12 protein-coding genes and 2 pseudogenes are annotated in these 19,946 nt (G+C 62.9%); 12 read left to right on the plus strand and 2 right to left on the minus strand.

Going from position 1 to position 19,946, the window contains the following annotated elements; genetic code table 11:
• The 3 genes and pseudogenes from ACZYR5_RS13015 to ACZYR5_RS13025 all read left to right on the plus strand — a co-directional run.
• A partial coding sequence (locus ACZYR5_RS13015) for a DUF2345 domain-containing protein (protein WP_489107621.1) occupies window positions 1-887 on the plus strand: 887 nt, incomplete at its 5' end.
• A pseudogene (locus ACZYR5_RS13020) lies at window positions 880-1,161 on the plus strand (OmpA family protein); the annotation flags it as partial. The gene ACZYR5_RS13015 and the pseudogene ACZYR5_RS13020, both read left to right, overlap by 8 nt.
• A gap of 31 nt (window positions 1,162-1,192) precedes the next feature.
• Window positions 1,193-2,482, plus strand: coding sequence for an arsenic transporter (locus tag ACZYR5_RS13025; protein WP_489092857.1), 1,290 nt, complete (start codon window positions 1,193-1,195; stop codon window positions 2,480-2,482).
• 119 nt (window positions 2,483-2,601) lie between these two features.
• Here ACZYR5_RS13025 and ACZYR5_RS13030 read toward each other — a convergent pair whose 3' ends face one another.
• The gene (locus ACZYR5_RS13030; RefSeq protein WP_489092858.1) at window positions 2,602-3,549 is read right to left on the minus strand and encodes a DUF1853 family protein; all 948 of its coding nucleotides are present in this window, start codon (window positions 3,547-3,549) and stop codon (window positions 2,602-2,604) included.
• Window positions 3,550-3,712: 163 nt separating this feature from the next.
• Here ACZYR5_RS13030 and ACZYR5_RS13035 point away from each other — a divergent pair, with 163 nt between their 5' ends.
• The 9 genes and pseudogenes from ACZYR5_RS13035 (at window position 3,713) to ACZYR5_RS13075 (ending at window position 15,044) form a co-directional block, all read left to right on the plus strand.
• On the plus strand, window positions 3,713-4,603 hold the full coding sequence (locus tag ACZYR5_RS13035; protein WP_489092859.1) for an NAD(+) kinase: 891 nt from the start codon (window positions 3,713-3,715) through the stop codon (window positions 4,601-4,603).
• Window positions 4,603-5,574, plus strand: coding sequence for a metallophosphoesterase (locus tag ACZYR5_RS13040; protein ID WP_489092860.1), 972 nt, complete (start codon window positions 4,603-4,605; stop codon window positions 5,572-5,574). Before ACZYR5_RS13035 ends, ACZYR5_RS13040 begins: the two co-directional genes overlap by 1 nt.
• Complete coding sequence (locus ACZYR5_RS13045) at window positions 5,571-6,440, plus strand: rhomboid family intramembrane serine protease (protein ID WP_489092861.1); 870 nt, start codon at window positions 5,571-5,573, stop codon at window positions 6,438-6,440. The genes ACZYR5_RS13040 and ACZYR5_RS13045 overlap by 4 nt, the downstream gene beginning before the upstream one ends.
• A gap of 34 nt (window positions 6,441-6,474) precedes the next feature.
• Window positions 6,475-6,735 (plus strand): YeaC family protein, encoded by a 261-nt coding sequence (locus ACZYR5_RS13050; protein WP_489092862.1) that lies wholly within the window; start codon window positions 6,475-6,477, stop codon window positions 6,733-6,735.
• Window positions 6,732-7,562 carry a DUF2797 domain-containing protein gene (locus ACZYR5_RS13055; RefSeq protein WP_489092863.1) on the plus strand — a complete coding sequence of 277 codons (831 nt, stop codon included), beginning with the start codon at window positions 6,732-6,734 and terminating at the stop codon, window positions 7,560-7,562. Before ACZYR5_RS13050 ends, ACZYR5_RS13055 begins: the two co-directional genes overlap by 4 nt.
• Window positions 7,563-7,572: 10 nt before the next feature.
• The gene (gene pepN, locus ACZYR5_RS13060; RefSeq protein WP_489092864.1) at window positions 7,573-10,230 is read left to right on the plus strand and encodes an aminopeptidase N; all 2,658 of its coding nucleotides are present in this window, start codon (window positions 7,573-7,575) and stop codon (window positions 10,228-10,230) included.
• 433 nt (window positions 10,231-10,663) lie between these two features.
• Window positions 10,664-10,741, plus strand: a pseudogene (locus ACZYR5_RS13065) (outer membrane lipoprotein carrier protein LolA); the annotation flags it as partial.
• A gap of 837 nt (window positions 10,742-11,578) precedes the next feature.
• Window positions 11,579-12,631, plus strand: a complete 1,053-nt coding sequence (locus ACZYR5_RS13070) for a WD40/YVTN/BNR-like repeat-containing protein (protein WP_489092865.1) — start codon at window positions 11,579-11,581, stop codon at window positions 12,629-12,631.
• 37 nt (window positions 12,632-12,668) lie between these two features.
• The gene (locus ACZYR5_RS13075) at window positions 12,669-15,044 is read left to right on the plus strand and encodes an efflux RND transporter permease subunit (protein WP_489092866.1); all 2,376 of its coding nucleotides are present in this window, start codon (window positions 12,669-12,671) and stop codon (window positions 15,042-15,044) included.
• Window positions 15,045-15,115: 71 nt separating this feature from the next.
• Here the strand turns inward: ACZYR5_RS13075 and ACZYR5_RS13080 are convergent, their stop codons facing one another.
• The gene (locus ACZYR5_RS13080; protein ID WP_489092867.1) at window positions 15,116-19,939 is read right to left on the minus strand and encodes a dermonecrotic toxin domain-containing protein; all 4,824 of its coding nucleotides are present in this window, start codon (window positions 19,937-19,939) and stop codon (window positions 15,116-15,118) included.
• Between the last annotated feature and the right edge of the window lie 7 nt (window positions 19,940-19,946).

Raw genomic sequence — 19,946 nt, forward strand, 5'->3', positions numbered from 1 at the left:
CCGGCGACACCTACGGCCTGCACCTGCCGCTGATCGACGGCACCGAAGTGGCGATCGCCTTCGAAGAGGGCGACCCCGATCGCCCCTACATCGCCCACGCCCTGCACGACAGCGAACGCCCCGATCTGGTTACCGACAGACGCCGGGATCACACCCGCAATGTCTTGCGCACGCCGGCCAACAACAAGCTGCGCATGGAAGACAACCGCGGGCAGGAGCACGTCAAGCTCAGTACGGAATATGGCGGCAAGAGCCAGCTGAATCTGGGGCATTTGGTGGATGCCAAGAAGCAGAAGCGCGGGGAAGGATTCGAAGTCAGGACCGATGATTGGGGCGCGATTCGTGCCGGTAAGGGCCTCTTTATCAGTGCCGATGCGCAACCCAAGGCGCAGGGGCAAGTGCTCGATATGAATGCTGCCCTGGCGCAACTCAATAACGCCTTGCATCTGGTCACTGCCCTGGCGCAAAGCGCTGACGTATCCGGCGCATTAGCCGCCGACACGCAAGCGCAACTGGGTTTGCAGCAAGCCCTGAGCGGTCTGCAAAAGGCGGGTTTGTTGGCGTCTGCGCCTGCGGGTATTGGCTTGGCAACACCGGCCAATCTGCAACTCTCGGCCGGCCAGAACCTCATCGCTACGGCGGGCGACAGTGCCGACGTCAGCGTATTCAAACGCTTCAGCCTTGCCGCAGGGGAGGCCGTCAGCTTATTCGCGCAGAAGCTCGGGATGAAGCTCATCGCCGCCCGTGGTGCGGTGGACATCCAGGCACAAAGCGATGCCATGACCCTGCAAGCACACAAGGCACTGACCCTCAACAGCATCAGCGACGAAATCACCTTGAATGCAGAGCAGGGCATCACCCTCGTCAGCCGGGGTGCGTACGGATAACTCCGGCGACCCTGAGCGCAACCTCCAACTGTCCGAGGCCCGTGCCCTGGCCGTGCGTGACTGGATGCAGCGCATGGGTGATATTCCCGGCAGCTGTTTTGCGATCCAGGGCTTTGGTGCCCAGCAACCTGTCGCCAGCAATGAGACCGAAGCCGGGCGCCTGGAAAATCGCCGGGTGGATATTCGCCTGGTTCCCGAGACCGCTGCGTGTGCAATCCCATCGCCGGTGCCGCTGGCGAGTATTGACAGCACGCACCGGCCAATGGATAGGTGATGCACTTTCAACCTTGTCCTGGGCCCGACGCATGCTGATCGCCGCATCGATATTCCTCCTGACCATCACCCTGGTCATCTGGCAACCCCGCGGCCTGGGGGTGGGCTGGAGTGCCATGCTCGGCGCCGGGTTGGCGCTGCTCAGCGGTGTGGTGCACCTCAGCGATATCCCGCTGGTGTGGGAGATCATCTGGAATGCCACCGGGACTTTTGTCGCGCTGATCATCATCAGCCTGCTGCTGGACGAAGCCGGTTTTTTTGCCTGGGCGGCCTTGCATGTGGCGCGTTGGGGGCGAGGCAGGGGGCGGCGGTTGTATGCCTGGATGATTGTGCTGGGGGCGCTGGTCTCGGCGCTGTTTGCCAACGATGGCGCGGCGTTGATCCTGACGCCGATCGTGATGTCGATGTTGCTGGCCCTGCGTTTTTCCCCGGCGGCGACCCTGGCCTTCGTCATGGGCGCCGGGTTTATCGCCGACACCGCCAGCTTGCCGCTGGTGGTGTCGAACCTGGTGAACATTGTCTCGGCGGACTTCTTCCATATCGGCTTCAACCGCTATGCCGCGGTGATGGTGCCGGTCAACCTGGTGGCGGTCGCGGCCACGCTGGTGGTGCTGATGGGGTTTTTCCGGCGGGACATTCCGCTGGCCTATGACCCTGGGCAACTGGCGAAGCCGAAGAACGCGATCCACGACAAGCCGACCTTTTATGCCGGCTGGGTGGTGCTGGTCATTCTGCTGCTGGGATGTTTTGCCCTGGAGCCGCTGGGGATTCCGATCAGTGCGATTTCGGCCGTGTGCGCGGTGCTGTTGTTGATCGTTGCCGGACGTGGCCACAGGATTTCCACGCGCAAAGTGCTCAAGGAGGCGCCTTGGCACATCGTGATTTTCTCCCTGGGCATGTACCTGGTGGTCTACGGCTTGCGCAATGCCGGGCTGACCGCGTACCTGGCGGGTTGGCTGGACGTGTTCGCCCGCCAGGGCGTGTGGGGCGCGGCGATGGGCACCGGGTTACTGACGGCGCTGCTGTCCTCGTTGATGAACAATCTGCCCACGGTGCTGATTGGCGCCTTGTCGATCGATGCCAGCCAGGCGACCGGGGTGGTCAAGGAGGCGATGATCTACGCCAACGTGATCGGCAGCGACCTGGGGCCGAAAATCACCCCCATCGGCAGCCTGGCGACCTTGCTGTGGCTGCATGTGCTGCAGCGCAAGGGCATCCTGATTGGCTGGGGGTACTACTTCAAGGTCGGGATTGTGCTGACGTTGCCGGTGTTGTTGCTGACCCTGGCGGCGTTGGCGGTGCGGTTGACGGTGGGATTCTGAGAATGGACACCACCCTGTAGGAGCCGGCTTGCCGGCGAAGGCGTCCTTGAGAGCGCTATAAAGCTTCGCTGGCAAGCCAGCTCCTACCCAAGCCAGCTCCTACAGGGTTTTGAACGGCATCAATTCCCCGGCACATTCGGCCAGCGGTCCGAGACCAGGAACAGCCGTTCGGCTTCCTCCCAATCACCCCGGGCGTTCTCGCTCAGGCGCACCAGCAGTTGCGCCGGCGCCAGTGGGTCGAGGTGGTCCAGCCAGTCCTGCAATTGTTCAGCCTCCCAGGTCTGTTCCGCCGGATAGTGGGCCGGGGCCAGCCAGGCGTGGCGGGGCAGGGGTTGCCAGCGGCCGGGCGGGCGTTGGGCGACGAAGGCCGGCCAGTCCTGCTGGTGCAGCCAGCTGCCGCGCAGGTGTTGTGGATGGGCGCCGGCAGGTGCGGCGGCGTGGCCGGGCCAGGGATAGAGCAGGTAGCCACCGAGCCACAGTTTGGCGCTGAAGTCGCCGACCTCCAGCGCTGCCAGGGCTTCGCGGCTCTCCGGGCGGGCGGAAATGGGCAACTGATGCTGGCTCAGGTGCGCCAGTTTCAGGTCCAGCCGGTCGTGGCAGCCGGGCCCCAGCCACTGCGCCGGATCCGTGCCATCGCCGTGCTGCGGCCCCAGGTACAGCTTGATCGCCAGCTCCAGGTGATGCACGCCGTCGCGATCGCGCAGCAGCATGTCCAGTTCACCCAGGGTATGGCCTTCGCGGCGGATCGGCAGGTTGGCGGCGATCAGTTCGATGCCCGGTGCCTGTTCCACGGCAAACTGCCACAAGCGCTCGTAGTACAGGCCCAGGCGCCGGGTGCGGGCCTGGGACAGCCAGTGCAGCAGCGCGTAGCTGTCGCGGTCCAGTTGCCGCAGCCAGTGCTCCAGGCGCTGCGGGTCGCGCACCCAGTCGCTGCCGGCCAGTGGGTGGCGTTGCGGCCAGGGCGTGGCGCAGAGCATCGGCGGGGCGAGGATGACCCACGCCAGGTCACGCACTTCAGGGTGGCGTAATTGCTGGGGCAACTGCAGCAAATCGGGAAATAGGATCATCCTGCGAGCATAGCCGCAAACCGCAGTGGCTCCTTGCCGCTGAAAGGATTTTGTCTACGGCGCGCTTTCGCCCATAATCGGGGTTTTCGCCGTCGCAGACCTCAGGGCCTGCCGACCGGGGCGGCACAGCCCCCACGGTCAACCGACTCATGCTAGGAGCCCCATGGAGCAATTTCGCAATATCGGCATCATCGGTCGCCTGGGCAGTTCGCAGGTGCTGGATACCGTTCGCCGACTGAAAAGATTCCTGCTGGACCGGCACCTGCACGTGATTCTCGAAGACACCATCGCCGAAGTCTTGCCCGGCCACGGCCTGCAAACCTCGTCGCGCAAGATGCTCGGCGAAGTCTGCGACATGGTCATCGTTGTCGGCGGTGACGGCAGCCTGCTGGGCGCCGCCCGCGCGCTGGCCCGTCACAACATTCCGGTGCTGGGGATCAACCGCGGCAACCTGGGCTTTCTCACCGACATCCGCCCCGATGAGCTGGAAACCAAGGTCGCTGAAGTGCTCGACGGCCATTACCTGGTGGAAAACCGCTTCCTGCTGCAGGCCGAAGTCCGCCGGCACGGCGAAGCCATCGGTCAGGGCGACGCGCTCAACGACGTGGTGCTGCACCCCGGCAAATCGACGCGGATGATCGAGTTCGAGCTGTACATCGACGGCCAGTTCGTCTGCAGCCAGAAGGCCGACGGCCTGATCGTCTCGACGCCCACCGGTTCCACCGCCTACGCGCTGTCCGCCGGCGGGCCGATCATGCATCCCAAGCTCGATGCCATTGTGATTGTGCCAATGTACCCCCATACCTTGTCCGGAAGGCCAATCGTGGTCGATGGCAACAGCGAGCTGAAAATCGTCGTGTCCAAGGATATGCAGATCTACCCGCAGGTCTCCTGCGACGGGCAGAACCATTTCACCTGTGCGCCCGGTGACACCATCACCATCAGCAAAAAAGCGCAGAAACTGCGCCTGATCCATCCGCTGGATCACAACTACTACGAAGTCTGCCGGACGAAGCTGGGCTGGGGCAGCCGCTTGGGTGGTGGAGGCGACTGATGCTCGATCCCGCGCGTAGCTACGACCTGATCGGTGACGTGCACGGTTGCGCTCATACCCTTGAGCATCTGCTGGACCGGCTCGGTTACCAGAAGTACGGCGGCGTGTGGCGTCACGCCCGGCGCATGGCGGTGTTTCTCGGCGATGTGATCGACCGTGGCCCGCGAATCCGCGAGGCCCTGCACATCGTCCACGACATGGTCGAGGCCGGGCAGGCGCTGTGCATCATGGGCAACCATGAGTTCAACGCGCTGGGCTGGTCTACCCCGGCACCACCGGGCAGTGGCAAGCAGTACGTGCGCGAACACACGCCACGTCACGCGCGCCTGCTCGAAGAGACCCTGACCCAGTTCGCCCACCATCCGGGGGACTGGCACGACTTTCTCGCCTGGTTCTACGAAATGCCGCTGTTCGTTGACGCCGGGCGTTTTCGCGTGGTGCATGCCTGCTGGGACGGCGCGTTGATCGACGTGCTGCGTCAACAGTACCCGGAGGGCCGGGTCGACGAGCATTTCGTCCAGGCCGCCGCGGTGCCTGGCAGTTTTGCCTGCATGGCCTTCGACCGCCTGCTGCGCGGCACCGATATGCGCTTGCCCCATGGCCAGACCATGACCAGCGGCGATGGCCTGACGCGCGCGTTCTTCCGCACCAAGTTCTGGGAAGACAACCCGCAGACCTACGGCGATATCGTGTTCCAGCCGGATGCCTTGCCCGAACCGGTGGCGCAGACGCTGCTGTCGCCGGTAGAAAAAAACAAACTGCTGCGTTACGACGCCCAACAGCCGTTGTTGTTTGTCGGCCACTACTGGCGCAGCGGCACGCCGGCACCGATCCGCGCCAACCTGGCGTGCCTGGACTACAGCGCCGTGCTCTACGGCAAGCTGGTCGCCTATCGTCTGGACCAGGAAACCCGCCTCGACCCGAACAAGTTCGTCTGGGTCGATGTTGAACGGCCGGAGGCCCCGCAATGACTGCTGTTGCCGTACTGCGCCTGCCGCTGAGTGTTGATCTCAGTGGTTTCGTCAAACTGCTGCAGCGCATGCAGGTGCCCCATCGGGTCAGCGAGGAGGCTGGCGAGCAGGTGCTGTGGGCGCCGGAGTCGATCAGCGAGGACGTGCGCTCGCTGTATCAGCGTTTTCCGGCGGGCGATCCCGAGCAGCAACTGGACCTGCCACCGACCGCGCGCTCACAGCGTCCCGGCTTCGTCGAGCAACTGCGCCACAGCCCGATGACCGCACTGGTGCTGCTGGCGACCCTGATCGTCGGCGGCCTGACGCTGCTGGGCTCCAATCTCGACACCATGGAATGGTTTTCCTTCCTGCAATACCGGATTTCGGGCGAGTACATCCAGTTCACCCCGCTGACCGAAAGCCTGGCGGCAGGGCAGTGGTGGCGCCTCGTGACGCCGATGCTGATTCACTTCGGTTTCCTGCACATCGCCATGAACGGCATGTGGTACTGGGAACTGGGGCGGCGCATCGAGGCGCGCCAGGGCGGGATCAACCTGCTGGGCCTGACCCTGCTGTTCAGCCTGGTGTCGAACTACGCGCAGTATTACTACGGCGGTCCGGGGCTGTTTGGCGGCCTGTCCGGGGTGTTGTATGGCTTGCTCGGGCACTGCTGGATCTACCAGTGGCTGTCGCCCAACCCGGCGTACCGCCTGCCCCGTGGGGTGCTGGTGATGATGCTGGTGTGGCTGGCGCTGTGCATGTCCGGGCTGATGTCGATGATCGGCTTCGGCGAAATCGCCAACGCGGCCCATGTCGGCGGGTTACTCGTCGGATGCCTCAGCGGTTTGTTGGGTGGCTTGTACAGTCGCCGTAAAATCGCCCTCTAATTCTGTTATGTCACTGAAGAGCACGGAGACCCTGATGCCCTCTTTCAACGAAATGATCAGCAATATCACCCCCGAGATCTACCAGAGCCTGAAACTGGCGGTAGAGATCGGCAAGTGGTCCGACGGCGGCAAACTGACCACCGAGCAGCGTGAATTGTCCCTGCAGGCGATGATCGCCTGGGAAATGCAGAACCTGCCGGAAGACCAGCGCACCGGTTACATGGGCCCGCAGGAATGCAGCTCGAAGTCGATCCAGGTGCCGAATATCCTGTTCAAGTCGGATGCCATCCATTGATCGAGATTGGCCGCGGTGCAATCAGCAAAATGTCGGCGCGCCTCGACGGGCCGAACGTGCAATACGCCTTTCGCCTGGGCGACAGCGAGGTGCCGGTCAACCCGTTGATCGGCTCCACGGTGCGCCTGGAATACCTGGGGGCAATCCACTGCACCCATTGCGGGCGCAAGACCAAGACCAGTTTCAGCCAGGGCTATTGCTACCCGTGCATGACCAAGCTGGCGCAGTGTGACGTCTGCATCATGAGCCCGGAACGCTGCCACTACGACGCCGGCACCTGCCGCGAGCCGCAGTGGGGCGAGCAGTTCTGCATGACCGATCACATCGTCTATCTGTCGAACTCCTCCGGGGTCAAGGTCGGGATCACCCGCGCCACCCAGTTGCCGACCCGCTGGATCGACCAGGGCGCCAGCCAGGCGCTGCCGATCATGCGTGTTGCCACTCGCCAGCAATCGGGCTTCGTCGAAGACCTGTTGCGCAGCCAGGTGGCCGACAAGACCAACTGGCGCGCCTTGCTCAAGGGCGATGCCGCACCGGTCGACCTGGCCCAGGTCCGTGACCAGTTGTTCGCCAGTTGTGCCGACGGCTTGCAGGGCTTGCAGGAACGATTTGGCCTGCAGGCGATCCAGACAGTAACCGACGTCGCGCCGCTGGAAATTCGCTATCCGGTCGAGCAGTACCCGGCCAAGATCGTCAGTTTCAACCTGGACAAGCAGCCGATTGCCGAAGGCACGCTGATGGGCATCAAGGGCCAGTACCTGATTTTCGACACCGGCGTGATCAATATTCGTAAGTACACGGCCTACCAGCTCGCCGTGCATCAGTAAGGACTCCAGCATGCGCACCGAACAACCGAAGATGATTTACCTCAAGGACTATCAGGCACCCGAGTACCTGATCGACGAAACGCACCTGACCTTCGAGTTGTTCGAGGACCACAGCCTGGTCCACGCGCAGCTGGTGATGCGCCGCAACCCCGAGCGTGGCCCGGGCCTGCCGCCGCTGGTGCTCGACGGCCAGCAGCTGGAGCTGTTGGCGGTGAGCCTGGCCGACCAGGCGCTGGACGCCGGCGACTACCAGTTGACCGACAGCCACCTGACCCTGCATCCGACCAGCACCCGTTTCACGGTTGACACCAGCGTGCGCATCCACCCGGAAACCAACACCGCGCTGGAAGGCCTGTACAAGTCCGGCACGATGTTCTGCACCCAGTGCGAAGCCGAAGGCTTTCGCAAGATCACCTATTACCTCGACCGCCCGGATGTGATGAGCGCCTTCACCACCACCGTGGTCGCCGAGCAGCACAGCTACCCGGTGTTGCTGTCCAACGGCAACCCGGTCGCCTCCGGTCCTGGCGAAGACGGCCGGCACTGGGCGACCTGGGAAGACCCGTTCAAGAAACCGGCCTACCTGTTTGCCCTGGTGGCCGGTGACCTGTGGTGCGTCGAAGACAGCTTCACCACCATGAACCAGCGCGACGTGGCGCTGCGCATCTACGTCGAGCCGGAAAACATCGACAAGTGCCAGCACGCCATGAACAGCCTGAAGAAGTCCATGCGCTGGGACGAAGAGGTGTATGGCCGCGAGTACGACCTGGACATCTTCATGATCGTCGCGGTCAACGACTTCAACATGGGCGCCATGGAGAACAAGGGCCTCAACATCTTCAACTCCAGCGCCGTGCTGGCCCGTGCCGAGACCGCCACCGACGCCGCGCACCAGCGGGTCGAAGCGATCGTCGCCCATGAATACTTCCACAACTGGTCGGGCAACCGCGTGACCTGCCGCGACTGGTTCCAGTTGTCGCTCAAGGAAGGCTTCACCGTGTTCCGCGACTCGGGCTTCTCCGCCGACATGAACTCGGCCACGGTCAAGCGCATCCAGGACGTGGCCTTCCTGCGCACCCACCAGTTCGCCGAAGACGCCGGCCCCATGGCCCACGCCGTGCGCCCCGACAGCTTCATCGAGATTTCCAACTTCTACACCCTGACCGTCTACGAGAAGGGTTCGGAAGTGGTCGGCATGATTCACACCCTGCTCGGCGCCGAAGGTTTCCGTAAAGGCAGCGACCTGTACTTCGAGCGCCATGACGGCCAGGCCGTGACCTGCGATGACTTCATCAAGGCCATGGAAGACGCCAACGGCGTCGACCTGAGCCAGTTCAAGCGCTGGTACAGCCAGGCCGGTACGCCGCGCCTGGCGGTAAGCGAGTCCTATGACGCCGCCGCGAAGACCTACAGCCTGACCTTCCGCCAGAGCTGCCCGCAGACCCCGGACAAGGTAGAAAAACTGCCGTTCGTGATCCCGGTTGAGTTGGGCCTGCTGGACAGCCAGGGCAACGAGATTGCCCTGCGTCTGGCCGGCGAAACGGCGGCGCAAGGTACTTCCCGGGTGATCTCGGTGACCGAAGCCGAGCAGACTTTTACCTTCGTCGACATCGCCGAACAACCGCTGCCGTCGTTGCTGCGTGGCTTCTCGGCGCCGGTCAAGCTGAGCTTCCCGTACAACCGCGACCAACTGATGTTCCTCATGCAGCACGACAGTGACGGTTTCAACCGCTGGGATGCGGGCCAGCAACTGGCAGTGCAGGTGTTGCAGGAATTGATCGCCCAGCAGCAGAAGGGCGAGGCCATGGTGCTCGATCCGCGGCTGGTGACGGCGCTGAAAACCGTGCTGTCCGATGAGTCGCTGGATCAGGCCATGGTCGCCGAAATGCTCTCGCTGCCGGGTGAAGCCTACCTCACTGAAATCAGCGAAGTGGCGGACGTCGAGGCGATCCACAACGCCCGTGAATTTGCCCGCAAGCAACTGGCAGAGGCCCTGTTCGAAGGCCTGTGGCTGCGTTACCAGGCCAATCGCGACCTGTCCCGCCAGACCCCGTACGTCGCCGAAGCCGAGCATTTCGCCCGGCGTGCCCTGCAGAACATCGCGCTGTCGTACCTGATGCTCAGCGGCAAGCCGCAAGTGCTGGCGGCGACCCTCGAGCAGTTCGAGCATTGCGACAACATGACCGAGCGCCTGACCGCGCTGGCGGTGCTGGTCAACTCGTCGTTCGAAGAGCAGAAGGCCCAGGCGCTGGCGAGCTTCGCCGAGCACTTCAAGGCCAACCCGCTGGTGATGGACCAGTGGTTCAGCGTGCAGGCTGGCAGCACCTTGCCCGGCGGTCTGGAGCGGGTCAAGGCGCTGATGCAGCACCCGGCGTTCACCCTGAAGAATCCGAACAAGGTGCGGGCGCTCATCGGTGCGTTCGCCGGCCAGAACCTGATCAACTTCCATGCCGCCGACGGCTCCGGCTATCGCTTCCTCGCGGATCTGGTGATCGAGCTCAACGGCTTCAACCCGCAGATCGCCTCCCGCCAATTGGCACCGCTGACCCGCTGGCGCAAATACGACAGCGCCCGCCAGGCGCTGATGAAGGCCGAACTGGAGCGCATTCGTGCCTCCGGTGAATTGTCCAGCGATGTATATGAGGTGGTCAGCAAAAGTTTGGCTTGATGCTGTAGGAGCCGGCTTGCCGGCGATAGTCGCCAACGATGACGCGAGCATCCTGACTGTACGCGGCGCTCTCAGGTCCTTCGCCAGCAAGCTGGCTCCTACGGGTTATTCGCCTGCCTGGATTATGCATACGATCCCCTGTAGGAGCCGGCTTGCCGGCGAAGCTCGTGAACGATAACGCGGGCATCCTGACTGCACGCGGCGCTCTCAAGTCATTCGCCAGCAAGCTGGCTCCTACGGGTTATTCGCCTGCCTGGATTATGCATACGATCCCCTGTAGGAGCCGGCTTGCCGGCGAAGCTCGTGAACGATAACGCGGGCATCCTGACTGCACGCGGCGATCTCAGGTCATTCGCCAGCAAGCTGGCTCCTACGGGTTATTCGCCTGCCTGGATTATGCATACGATCCCCTGTAGGAGCCGGCTTGCCGGCGATGGTCGTGAACGATAACGCGGGCATCCTGACTGTACGCGGCGCTCTCAGGTCCTTCGCCAGCAAGCTGGCTCCTACAGGTTATTCGCCTGCCTGGATTATGCATACGATCCCCTGTAGGAGCCGGCTTGCCGGCGAAGCTCGTGAACGATGACGCGGGCATCCTGACTGAACGCGGCGCTCTCAGGTCCTTCGCCAGCAAGCTGGCTCCTACGGGTTATTCGCCTCCCTGGATTATGCATACGATCCCCTGTAGGAGCCGGCTTGCCGGCGATGGTCGTGAACGATGACGCGAGCATTCTGAATGCACGCGGCGCTCTCAGGTCCTTCGCCAGCAAGCTGGCTCCTACAGGTTATTCGCCTGCCTGGATTATGCATACGATCCCCTGTAGGAGCCGGCTTGCCGGCGATGGTTGTGAACGATGACGCGAGCATCCTGACTGCAGGCGGCGCTCTCAGGTCCTTCGCCAGCAAGCTGGCTCCTACGGGTTATTCGCCTGACTGGATTATGCATACGATCCCCTGTAGGAGCCGGCTTGCCGGCGATGGTCGTGAACGATGACGCGAGCATCCTGACTGCACGCGGCGCTCTCAGGTCCTTCGCCAGCAAGCTGGCTCCTACAGTTCCGCCGCCAGCAAGCAGGCCCCCACAATCATCGAGCTCAGCGAGCCTTTTTTCATCATCCCCACGAATGCCCACACATTCACCATCTACCCTCAATCCCCAGGTTAACAAAACATAACGTGGCGTTGATTGTCAGACGATTCCAAAGCTGGATAGGATAAGCCAGCCCGCAGAAGGGGCTCTAGATGGCAGGTTTCAGCAGTGTGTTGAAGCTGTTTAAAAAGAGCATGAACTCCCCGAACGGCGCCCCAAGGGTTGAACGACCTGACAATAATAATGGGAGAAAGGTCTATGAGTGAGCCTGTCATGGGTGTGGGTATTGGCCGCCCGCCGGCGCTGCGCAGATTCGCGATGCTGGCTACAGGGCTCTCGCTGCTGGCGACTGCAGTGCTGTCGGCCCCGGTGCTGGCGGCCGCGACGCCTGCCGTCGAAACCGTCTATTCGATTGAATCGGCCAAGGCCGCCAAGGGCTTGATGCTCGATGTGGTGCACGCCGGCAACCGGCTGATCGCGGTCGGTGATCGCGGGCACATTCTCTACTCCAATGACCAGGGCGCCACCTGGACCCAGGCCAAGGTGCCGACCCGGCAACTGCTGACGTCGGTGTTCTTCGTTGATGAGCAGCACGGCTGGGCCGTGGGCCACGACGCGCAGATCCTCGCCAGCGCCGATGGCGGCGTCACCTGGACCAAACAATTCGAAGACCTCAAGCGTGAAGCGCCGTTGCTCGACGTCTGGTTCAAGGACACCAGCAGCGGCTTTGCCGTGGGTGCCTATGGGGCTTTGCTGACCACCATCGACGGTGGCAAGACCTGGGAAGACGTCAGCGACCGCCTCGACAACGAAGACCAGTTCCACCTCAACGGCATTGCCGCGGTCAAGGATTCCGGGCTGTTCATCGTTGGCGAACAGGGCAGCATGTTCCGCTCGGCCGACTGGGGCGAGACCTGGGAGCACGTCGAAGGGCCGTATGAAGGCTCGCTGTTCGGCGTGATCGGCACCGCCCAGCCAGCGACCCTGTTGGCCTACGGCCTGCGTGGCAACCTGTTTCGCTCAACTGATTTTGGCAGCACCTGGGAACCGGTCGAACTCAAGGCCGCTCGTGGTGCGCTGGAGTTTGGCCTGGCGGGCGCGACCCTGCTCGACGATGGCTCCATCGTCATCGTCGGCAACGGCGGCAGCGTGGTGCGCAGCAGTGACGATGGCCAGAGCTTCAGCGTGTTCAATCGGCCGGACCGGATCTCCGTGTCGGGCGTGACCGCCGCAGGCAATGGCAACCTGATTCTGGTCGGACAGGGCGGCGTTCGCGTGTCGATGCCAACCGGCGCTGAGCTAAGCAAATGAGCCGGGCACATAATAAGAAGGCGGAGATATGACATCCATGAGCAGCCACCACCAAGACAAGGCGACCTTTCTCGAACGCCTGATATTCAACAACCGCCCGGCAGTCATCGTGATCTGCCTGCTAGTGAGCATTTTCCTGTTCTGGCAGGCGACGCTGATTCGCCCCTCCACCAGCTTTGAAAAGATGATCCCGCTGGAGCATCCCTTCATTGAAAAAATGATGGAGCACCGCAACGACCTGGCCAACCTGGGCAACACCGTGCGGATTTCGGTGGAAGCCACCAACGGCGACATCTTCTCCAAGGAGTACATGGAGACCCTGCGCCAGATCAACGACGAGGTGTTCTACATCTCCGGCGTCGATCGTTCGGGGCTGAAGTCGCTGTGGAGTCCGAGCGTGCGCTGGACCGAAGTGACCGAGGAGGGTTTTGCCGGGGGTGAAGTGATCCCGCAGAGCTACAACGGTTCGGCCGACAGCCTCGAACTGCTGCGCAACAACGTGCTCAAGTCGGGGCAGGTCGGGCGCCTGGTGGCCAACGATTTCAAGTCGAGCATCGTCGATATCCCGCTGCTGGAGTCCTACCCGGACCCGCAGGACCAAGGCAAGCTGCTGGCCCTGGACTACCAGAAGTTCTCCCACGAACTTGAAGAAAAGATCCGCGACAAGTTCGAAAAACAGAACCCCAACATCAAGATCCACATCGTCGGTTTCGCCAAGAAAGTCGGTGACCTGATCGATGGCCTGATCATGGTCGTGCTGTTCTTCGGCGTGGCCTTCGTCATCACCCTGATTCTGCTGCTGTGGTTCACCAACTGCGTGCGCAGCACAGTGGCGGTGTTGATCACCACCCTGGTGGCGGTGATCTGGCAACTGGGTTTGATGCATGCGTTCGGCTTCGGTCTTGACCCGTACTCGATGCTGGTGCCGTTCCTGATCTTCGCCATCGGTATTTCCCACGGTGTGCAGAAAATCAACGGCATCGCCCTGCAATCCGGTGAGGCCGACAACGCCCTGACTGCCGCCCGGCGCACCTTCCGCCAGTTGTTCCTGCCGGGGATGATCGCGATTCTCGCCGACGCCGTGGGCTTCATCACCTTGCTGATCATCGACATCGGGGTGATTCGCGAGCTGGCCATCGGCGCCTCGATCGGCGTGGCGGTGATCGTGTTCACCAACCTGATCCTGTTGCCGGTGGCGATTTCCTATGTCGGCATCAGCAAGCGCGCGATCGCCCGCAGCAAGAAGGACGCGACCCGCGAGCATCCGTTCTGGCGCCTGCTGTCGAACTTCGCCAGCTCGAAAGTCGCCCCGGTGTCGATCCTGATTGCCCTGGTCGCCTTCGGTGGCGGCCTGTGGTACAGCAAGAACCTGAAGATCGGCGACCTCGACCAGGGCGCGCCGGAACTGCGTCCGGACTCGCGCTACAACCAGGACAACAACTTCATCATCAGCAACTACTCCACCAGTTCCGACGTGCTGGTGGTGATGGTCAAGACCAAGGCCGAAGGCTGCTCGCGCTACGAAGCCATGGCGCCGATCGATGAGCTGATGTGGAAGATGCAGAACACCGAGGGCGTGCAGTCGGCGATTTCCCTGGTGACCGTGTCCAAGCAGATGATCAAGGGCATGAACGAGGGCAACCTGAAATGGGAGACCCTGTCGCGCAACCCGGACGTGCTGAACAACTCCATCGCCCGTGCTGACGGTCTGTATAACAACAGCTGCTCGCTGGCGCCGGTGCTGGTGTTCCTCAACGACCACAAGGCCGAAACCCTCGACCGCGCGGTGCATGCGGTGCAGGAGTTCGCCAGGGAGAACAACAAGGACGGCCTGGAGTTCATCCTGGCAGCGGGTAACGCCGGGATCGAGGCGGCGACCAACGAGGTGATCAAGGAGTCGGAGCTGACGATTCTTATCCTGGTCTACATCTGCGTCGCGACCATGTGCATGATCACCTTCCGCTCGTGGGCGGCGACCCTGTGCATCGTCCTGCCGCTGGTGCTGACCTCGGTGCTGGGCAACGCCCTGATGGCCTTCATGGGCATCGGCGTCAAGGTCGCGACCTTGCCGGTGGTGGCGCTCGGGGTGGGGATTGGCGTGGACTACGGCATCTACATCTACAGCCGCCTGGAAAGCTTCCTGCGTGCCGGCTTGCCGCTACAAGAGGCGTATTACGAGACGCTCAAATCCACCGGTAAAGCCGTGCTGTTCACCGGCCTGTGCCTGGCCATCGGCGTGTGCACCTGGATCTTCTCGGCCATCAAGTTCCAGGCCGACATGGGCCTGATGCTGACCTTCATGCTGTTGTGGAACATGTTCGGTGCCCTGTGGCTGCTGCCGGCACTGGCACGCTTCCTGATCAAGCCGGAGAAACTGGCGGGGCAGAAGGGTAACTCGCTGTTCGCCCACTGATCCTCGGTTGTACTGAAAACGAAAGCCGCGCCCTTCAACAGGCGCGGCTTTCGGCGTTTCAGGTAGGGCGATCAACCCGGCAGCAGGTTCAGGAACAGGCGCTGATCCCCAGGTGCGGTGATGGGGCTGTAGAGGTCGCGCACGATTACTGTGTTGTCCGCTCCGGCCTGGGCAATCAGGTCCTTGAAAATCATGAAGCGATGTTCAGGGCGTTTGAGGTGGGCCACGCTGTAGGTGGAGGACGTCGCCTGGTCGTAGTGAAAGTGCGCGTACCACAGGACCTTCACCGAGTTCTTCTCGCGAATGGCGAACTCCGTCAGATAGTCCTTGGCCGCCGTGCGCTTGAGCGCCTGGATCAGGCCAATGTCCACCGCCTGATGCTGCACCAGGTACTCGATGTTGTCCTGGCGCGGGCGCTGCGCCTTGTAGCCCTCGATGCAGGCTTGCTGGCCCTTGAGGCGGGTTTGCGCGGCGCTGTCGCGCAGTACCTGCAGTTCGCTGGCCAGTTGTGGATGGTCGGGATGGGCGTGTTCCAGTTCGCTGGCCAGGGTTTCCAGCTGCCGGGCCTGGAACTCCAGCATATCGTTCCAGTCGCGGGGGTTGAGTTGATCACGGCGGTGCGGGTCGGCGAGTTTCTTTTTCTGAAACTCGATCGAGCGCTCGATGGCCGGGATTTGCGCCGTCAGTCGCTGGCCTTCTGCACGCAATGTCGCAAAACTGCGCGGTTTCACGGCTGGAGCAGGCCGTACCGGTTCGGCGTCGACAATCCTCACCCAGCCTTCATTGGGATGCTCGATGTAACGTCCACTGACTTGCAGCGTCACCGGATTGCGGGTGACCAGTGTCGCAAACGGCGTATCGGCATCCGCCGGCTGCAGGTCGCCGACCAGGGCGCCGTTGTCCCGCGACTTGAACACGCGTTTGGTGCTTGAAGGCACTTTCACCGGTTTCAGGGTGACCGGCAAAGGCGGCAGGAACTCATCCTCGCGCAACAGATCGGCAAGCTCGGCTTCGGCGCTGCCGCGCGCGGTTTCCAGGCGAGTCATCAACAAGTCCATGAAGGGCTGGCGGACCAGCGGCGACTGCAGGTCCTGCAGCAGACGGTTGAGTTCCAGTCGCCCTTCATAGTGTTTGAGTACATTGCCCAGGACGTCCTTGCGCTCTTGCGGGGTAAAACCATCGGTGCTCATCAGGTCGAGGTGGGAGTTCTCAAACGCCACCATGTTGTCCCGCCGCTCCTCGTAGGCCTTGAGGAAAAACTGCTCCTGCGGTGTAGCGGCGTCGCCGTAGAAGTCGATGCTCAGGGTGTTGAGCACGTCGAGCGATTCGAGGGTTGCGGTGTCGCGATTGTAGAACCGGGTACGGGGGTTGTCCCTGAGGAATTTGAGGCGGGCTGCCGGCCCGGTCTTGAAGTTCCGCGCCAGCTCCGCCAGGACGTCATCGAAGGCGATCATCGCGCCTGTGTAGCGCTCGGAGGCGGCAAAATGGATTTCCAGCAGGTCATACATGCGTTGCGAGCTTTCGACGTCGCTGATCTTGTGTTGCATCTCGATCAGCGGCTCGCCATGTTCGGAGATGAAGCTGGCCAGGTACAGGTCCGACAACCGATGGATCCGCAGTACACGGGCGCCGAGAATCTTGTGATATTCGTCCGTCGCCATGCCCTCGAAGTCGAAACGCACATCGACGTCCTTGAGCTGTCGGAAGGCTTCGATCAGGTCACGCCGGGCCTGGATCAACTGATCGATGACGATCTCCTCACGCTCCTGCAGCACCTGGACAGCCAGCCGGCTGCGCGATCGCGCAAGCACCTTGAGCCGCTGGTCGGCAATCAGTTGGCGCTCCTCGGGTGATGCCCGCAGGCGCTCGCGGGCAATGCCGAGGTCGTTGTGGTTTTGTTCGTAGGCTGCCTGGGCGACGCTCAGTTGCTGGTCCAGATCCTTGGCTTCTCGGATCAACTGCGAGGCGTTCACGCCGATTCGATTGATCTCGTCACTGGCCAGTTGGCGCTTCTTTTCTATTTCCGCCAGCTTGCTCTTCAGGCGATTTTTCGGCCCGCCACCGCGCAGCTTCAAGCCCCGGTCAAGCGTCCAGCGGCCCTGGCCGTCGTTCTTGAGCTGAAACCCGGGGTGGCGGGGTTTTTGCGGGTGAACGATGTGCACCTCGCCGGTCCCGGCATCGACGCTGACCTTGAACAACAGGCCGGCCACCGACCCATGCCATTGATTGTCGAAACGGTACAGCCCCTTGAACATGCCGATTTCCACCGGCTCGGGCACCGGCACGGGCCAGTCGACCTTCAATTCGAGCAAGGCATTGAGCAGGCGCCTGTTGGATGAATCCCGGGCGGTCGAGTGAATGAAATCGACCTGGGTGTTATCGCCGGCTGGCGGCGAAGCGGGCAAGCCGGTGGTCCCTGGTTCGATGGTGACACTGGCGCCCGCAGCTTCCTCGGTAGCGCGACGCAGGGCCGCGAGGTGCAGCGGCGGCTCTATCGAGTCGGGCGTGGGCAGGGCGGGATGGCCGCGAGAAGAGAAGTGCATCAGCACCAGGCCGATATTGAGCAACAGGTCGACCCAGGCCAGCTCCCTGGCGGTGGGGTCATCACTGTACAGGGCTGCCATATCGTTATTGAGGCTGACGGCCAGTTGCAGCATCCATCCGGCAAGCATCGCCGGACCACTGAGCAGCGGCATGAGGATCGCGTTGAACAGCAGCCAGCCGCCCTCGCGGACAATCGCCCAGCGGCTCTCGGCGTTGGACACCGTTTCGCGGTCGGCGAGGTCGACCAGCGCCCGGGCGTTGCAGGTGTAGAGGTACCCGGTCAGGTTGCCGCTGGCCAGGGCCTCGGCCAGCGAACCTGGCGACGCCGGGTCGCTGGCATCCTGGGCCAATCGGGCCGGCTGCGGTTTTTCCCAGCGGACGCTGTCGTCCCCAGGCAGGAATCGCAGGAGATGCGGGCTGTTGAAACCATCATGGTCGTAGATCGGCCGGGCCTTGTCCGGTAGCCAGCTCAGCACACTGTCCTGCAGGGCGCCGGCTTGGGCAATGGCCTGGAACAAGGCCTCGCGGCTGGCGAATTGCAGCAGGGCGTCCTGATAGACGGGACGATAGAGGATGTGCGGACCAAGGGCGGTGTCACGGGGTTCGATGATGAACATATTGTCGACCACGTCTGCGTGCGCCCCGGGTGTGCGGATGAAGGCCAGCGGGCGGATCACGATGTCCTCGCCGTCGACCACGCGCTCCGGCGCCTGGCTGTGCAGCACCGCGTTGACATAACGGTAACCGAGGAAGCTCAGGCCGTGCTCGCCGCGAATTGCCTGCTCCAGCGCCTGCAGCGGCAACTGGACCTTGAGCGCCTGGCCAAACAGGCCAGCGCGGCGGGCTGCTTCGTTGGCGTCGTCGAGCAACAGGGCCTTGATCCGCAGCGGGTAACGCTGGCCAATGTCGACCCGGCTGATCAGGCCCTCGGTGCTGCTGAACAGCCCCGGTTCACCGAGGATGTAGTCGGCGTTGAGCCAGTCTGGTACGGCGTTGCCGCTGTTGTCGGTGACGGTCATGTTGCGCGTGGGCACAGCGCTGAGGTTGCGGATCGCCAGTTCGCTCAATGGCATCGGCACGCGGGTGATGAAACTGCTGCCCAGATCGCCGGCCGGCACATGGAAGTTGAGCAACAGATCCTGTGGCTGATTTGCGACCTCGGGGTGATCGAGGCGTAACTGCGTGCGCAACGTATCAAGGGTGAAGGCCTGCAGGTTGTCGATGCCCTCGAGGAACGATTTGCCCGCGGTCAGCCGTTGCAGCCGCGCTTGCTCCACCAGCAAGCGGCGGTATTCGACACGCTGGCTGTCGCTCGCGTCCTTGAGCCATTGCGGCAGGGCCGACGGGAGGGTGTCGACGACAGGCGTCGCGGGGGCAGGCGCATGGCTGAAAAACGGGCTCGGGTCGGTGCAGGCGGCGACGCGTTGCTCGAGGGCGGCTACGCCCAGCTGTGCTGGAAAGCGCAAGGCCTCGAGACTTTGCAACTGGCGCTCCAGCAGCAAGGCGGCCTGGCTATCGAAGATATTGCCGTCCGGCTCCGCGCGATCGATGCTGATGGTCTCGCTGACGAACTGGCGCGCCACTTCGCGGCCCCAGGCCTCATTGAAGGCTGGTAGGTCGGTATAGGTCTCCAGGCGTCCGGAGGCGCGGTACAAAAACACCCGATCAGCCTGGACCAGCAGCAGGTCCGGACTGAGCAACGAGCCGCTTTGCCCGCCGCCGACCAAGCGGGTTTCCAGGCACCAGGCATGCACGAAACCGTCGGGGTAGGGCACGGCCTCGCGCTGGCGGCGATCGGGGTGGCGCGCCAGCTCATACAGCGCGTCCCTGGCGCCGGCCTGCTCCGTCGGCAGCAGGCTGGCGGCGCTGCTCAGGCCACTGGCCAACAGATCGCCGAGCCATTGCCAGTGGCTGCAGCCGCGTTCGTCCTGCTGGTTCCAGAAGTCGCTCAACACGTTCTGCAAATGCGTGCCGAGGGTTTCAGCCAGGGCCAGGATCTGCTCCTGGATCACCGCCATCGCCGGTCGCCTTGGGCCCTGCGCTTCGTAGTACAGGCGTGAAGGAGGCTGGTTGCTGAGAAAGTACGGGCGAGCGTCGATCTCTTCGGTGAGATCGAGGCGGGTGTCGTTGGCGAGAAAGTCCAGGGCAACGTCGAGCAGCATTCGCAAATCCCAGCCACCGGTCTGGTTGGGGATGGCCAGCTGGGTGACTTCCAGGTTGACCGGCAGGGTCGGGTATTGCTCGAGGATACTGGCTTGCAGCACGTGCGCGACGACCTGGCGCAGGGTCGGGCGGCTCGCGAAGCGCCGGGCGACTGCCTGGGCGGGTGCCTCGGTGGAGGGGTTTTGCATGGCGGAT

It is taken from the genome of Pseudomonas sp. F007 (genome assembly GCF_057814275.1).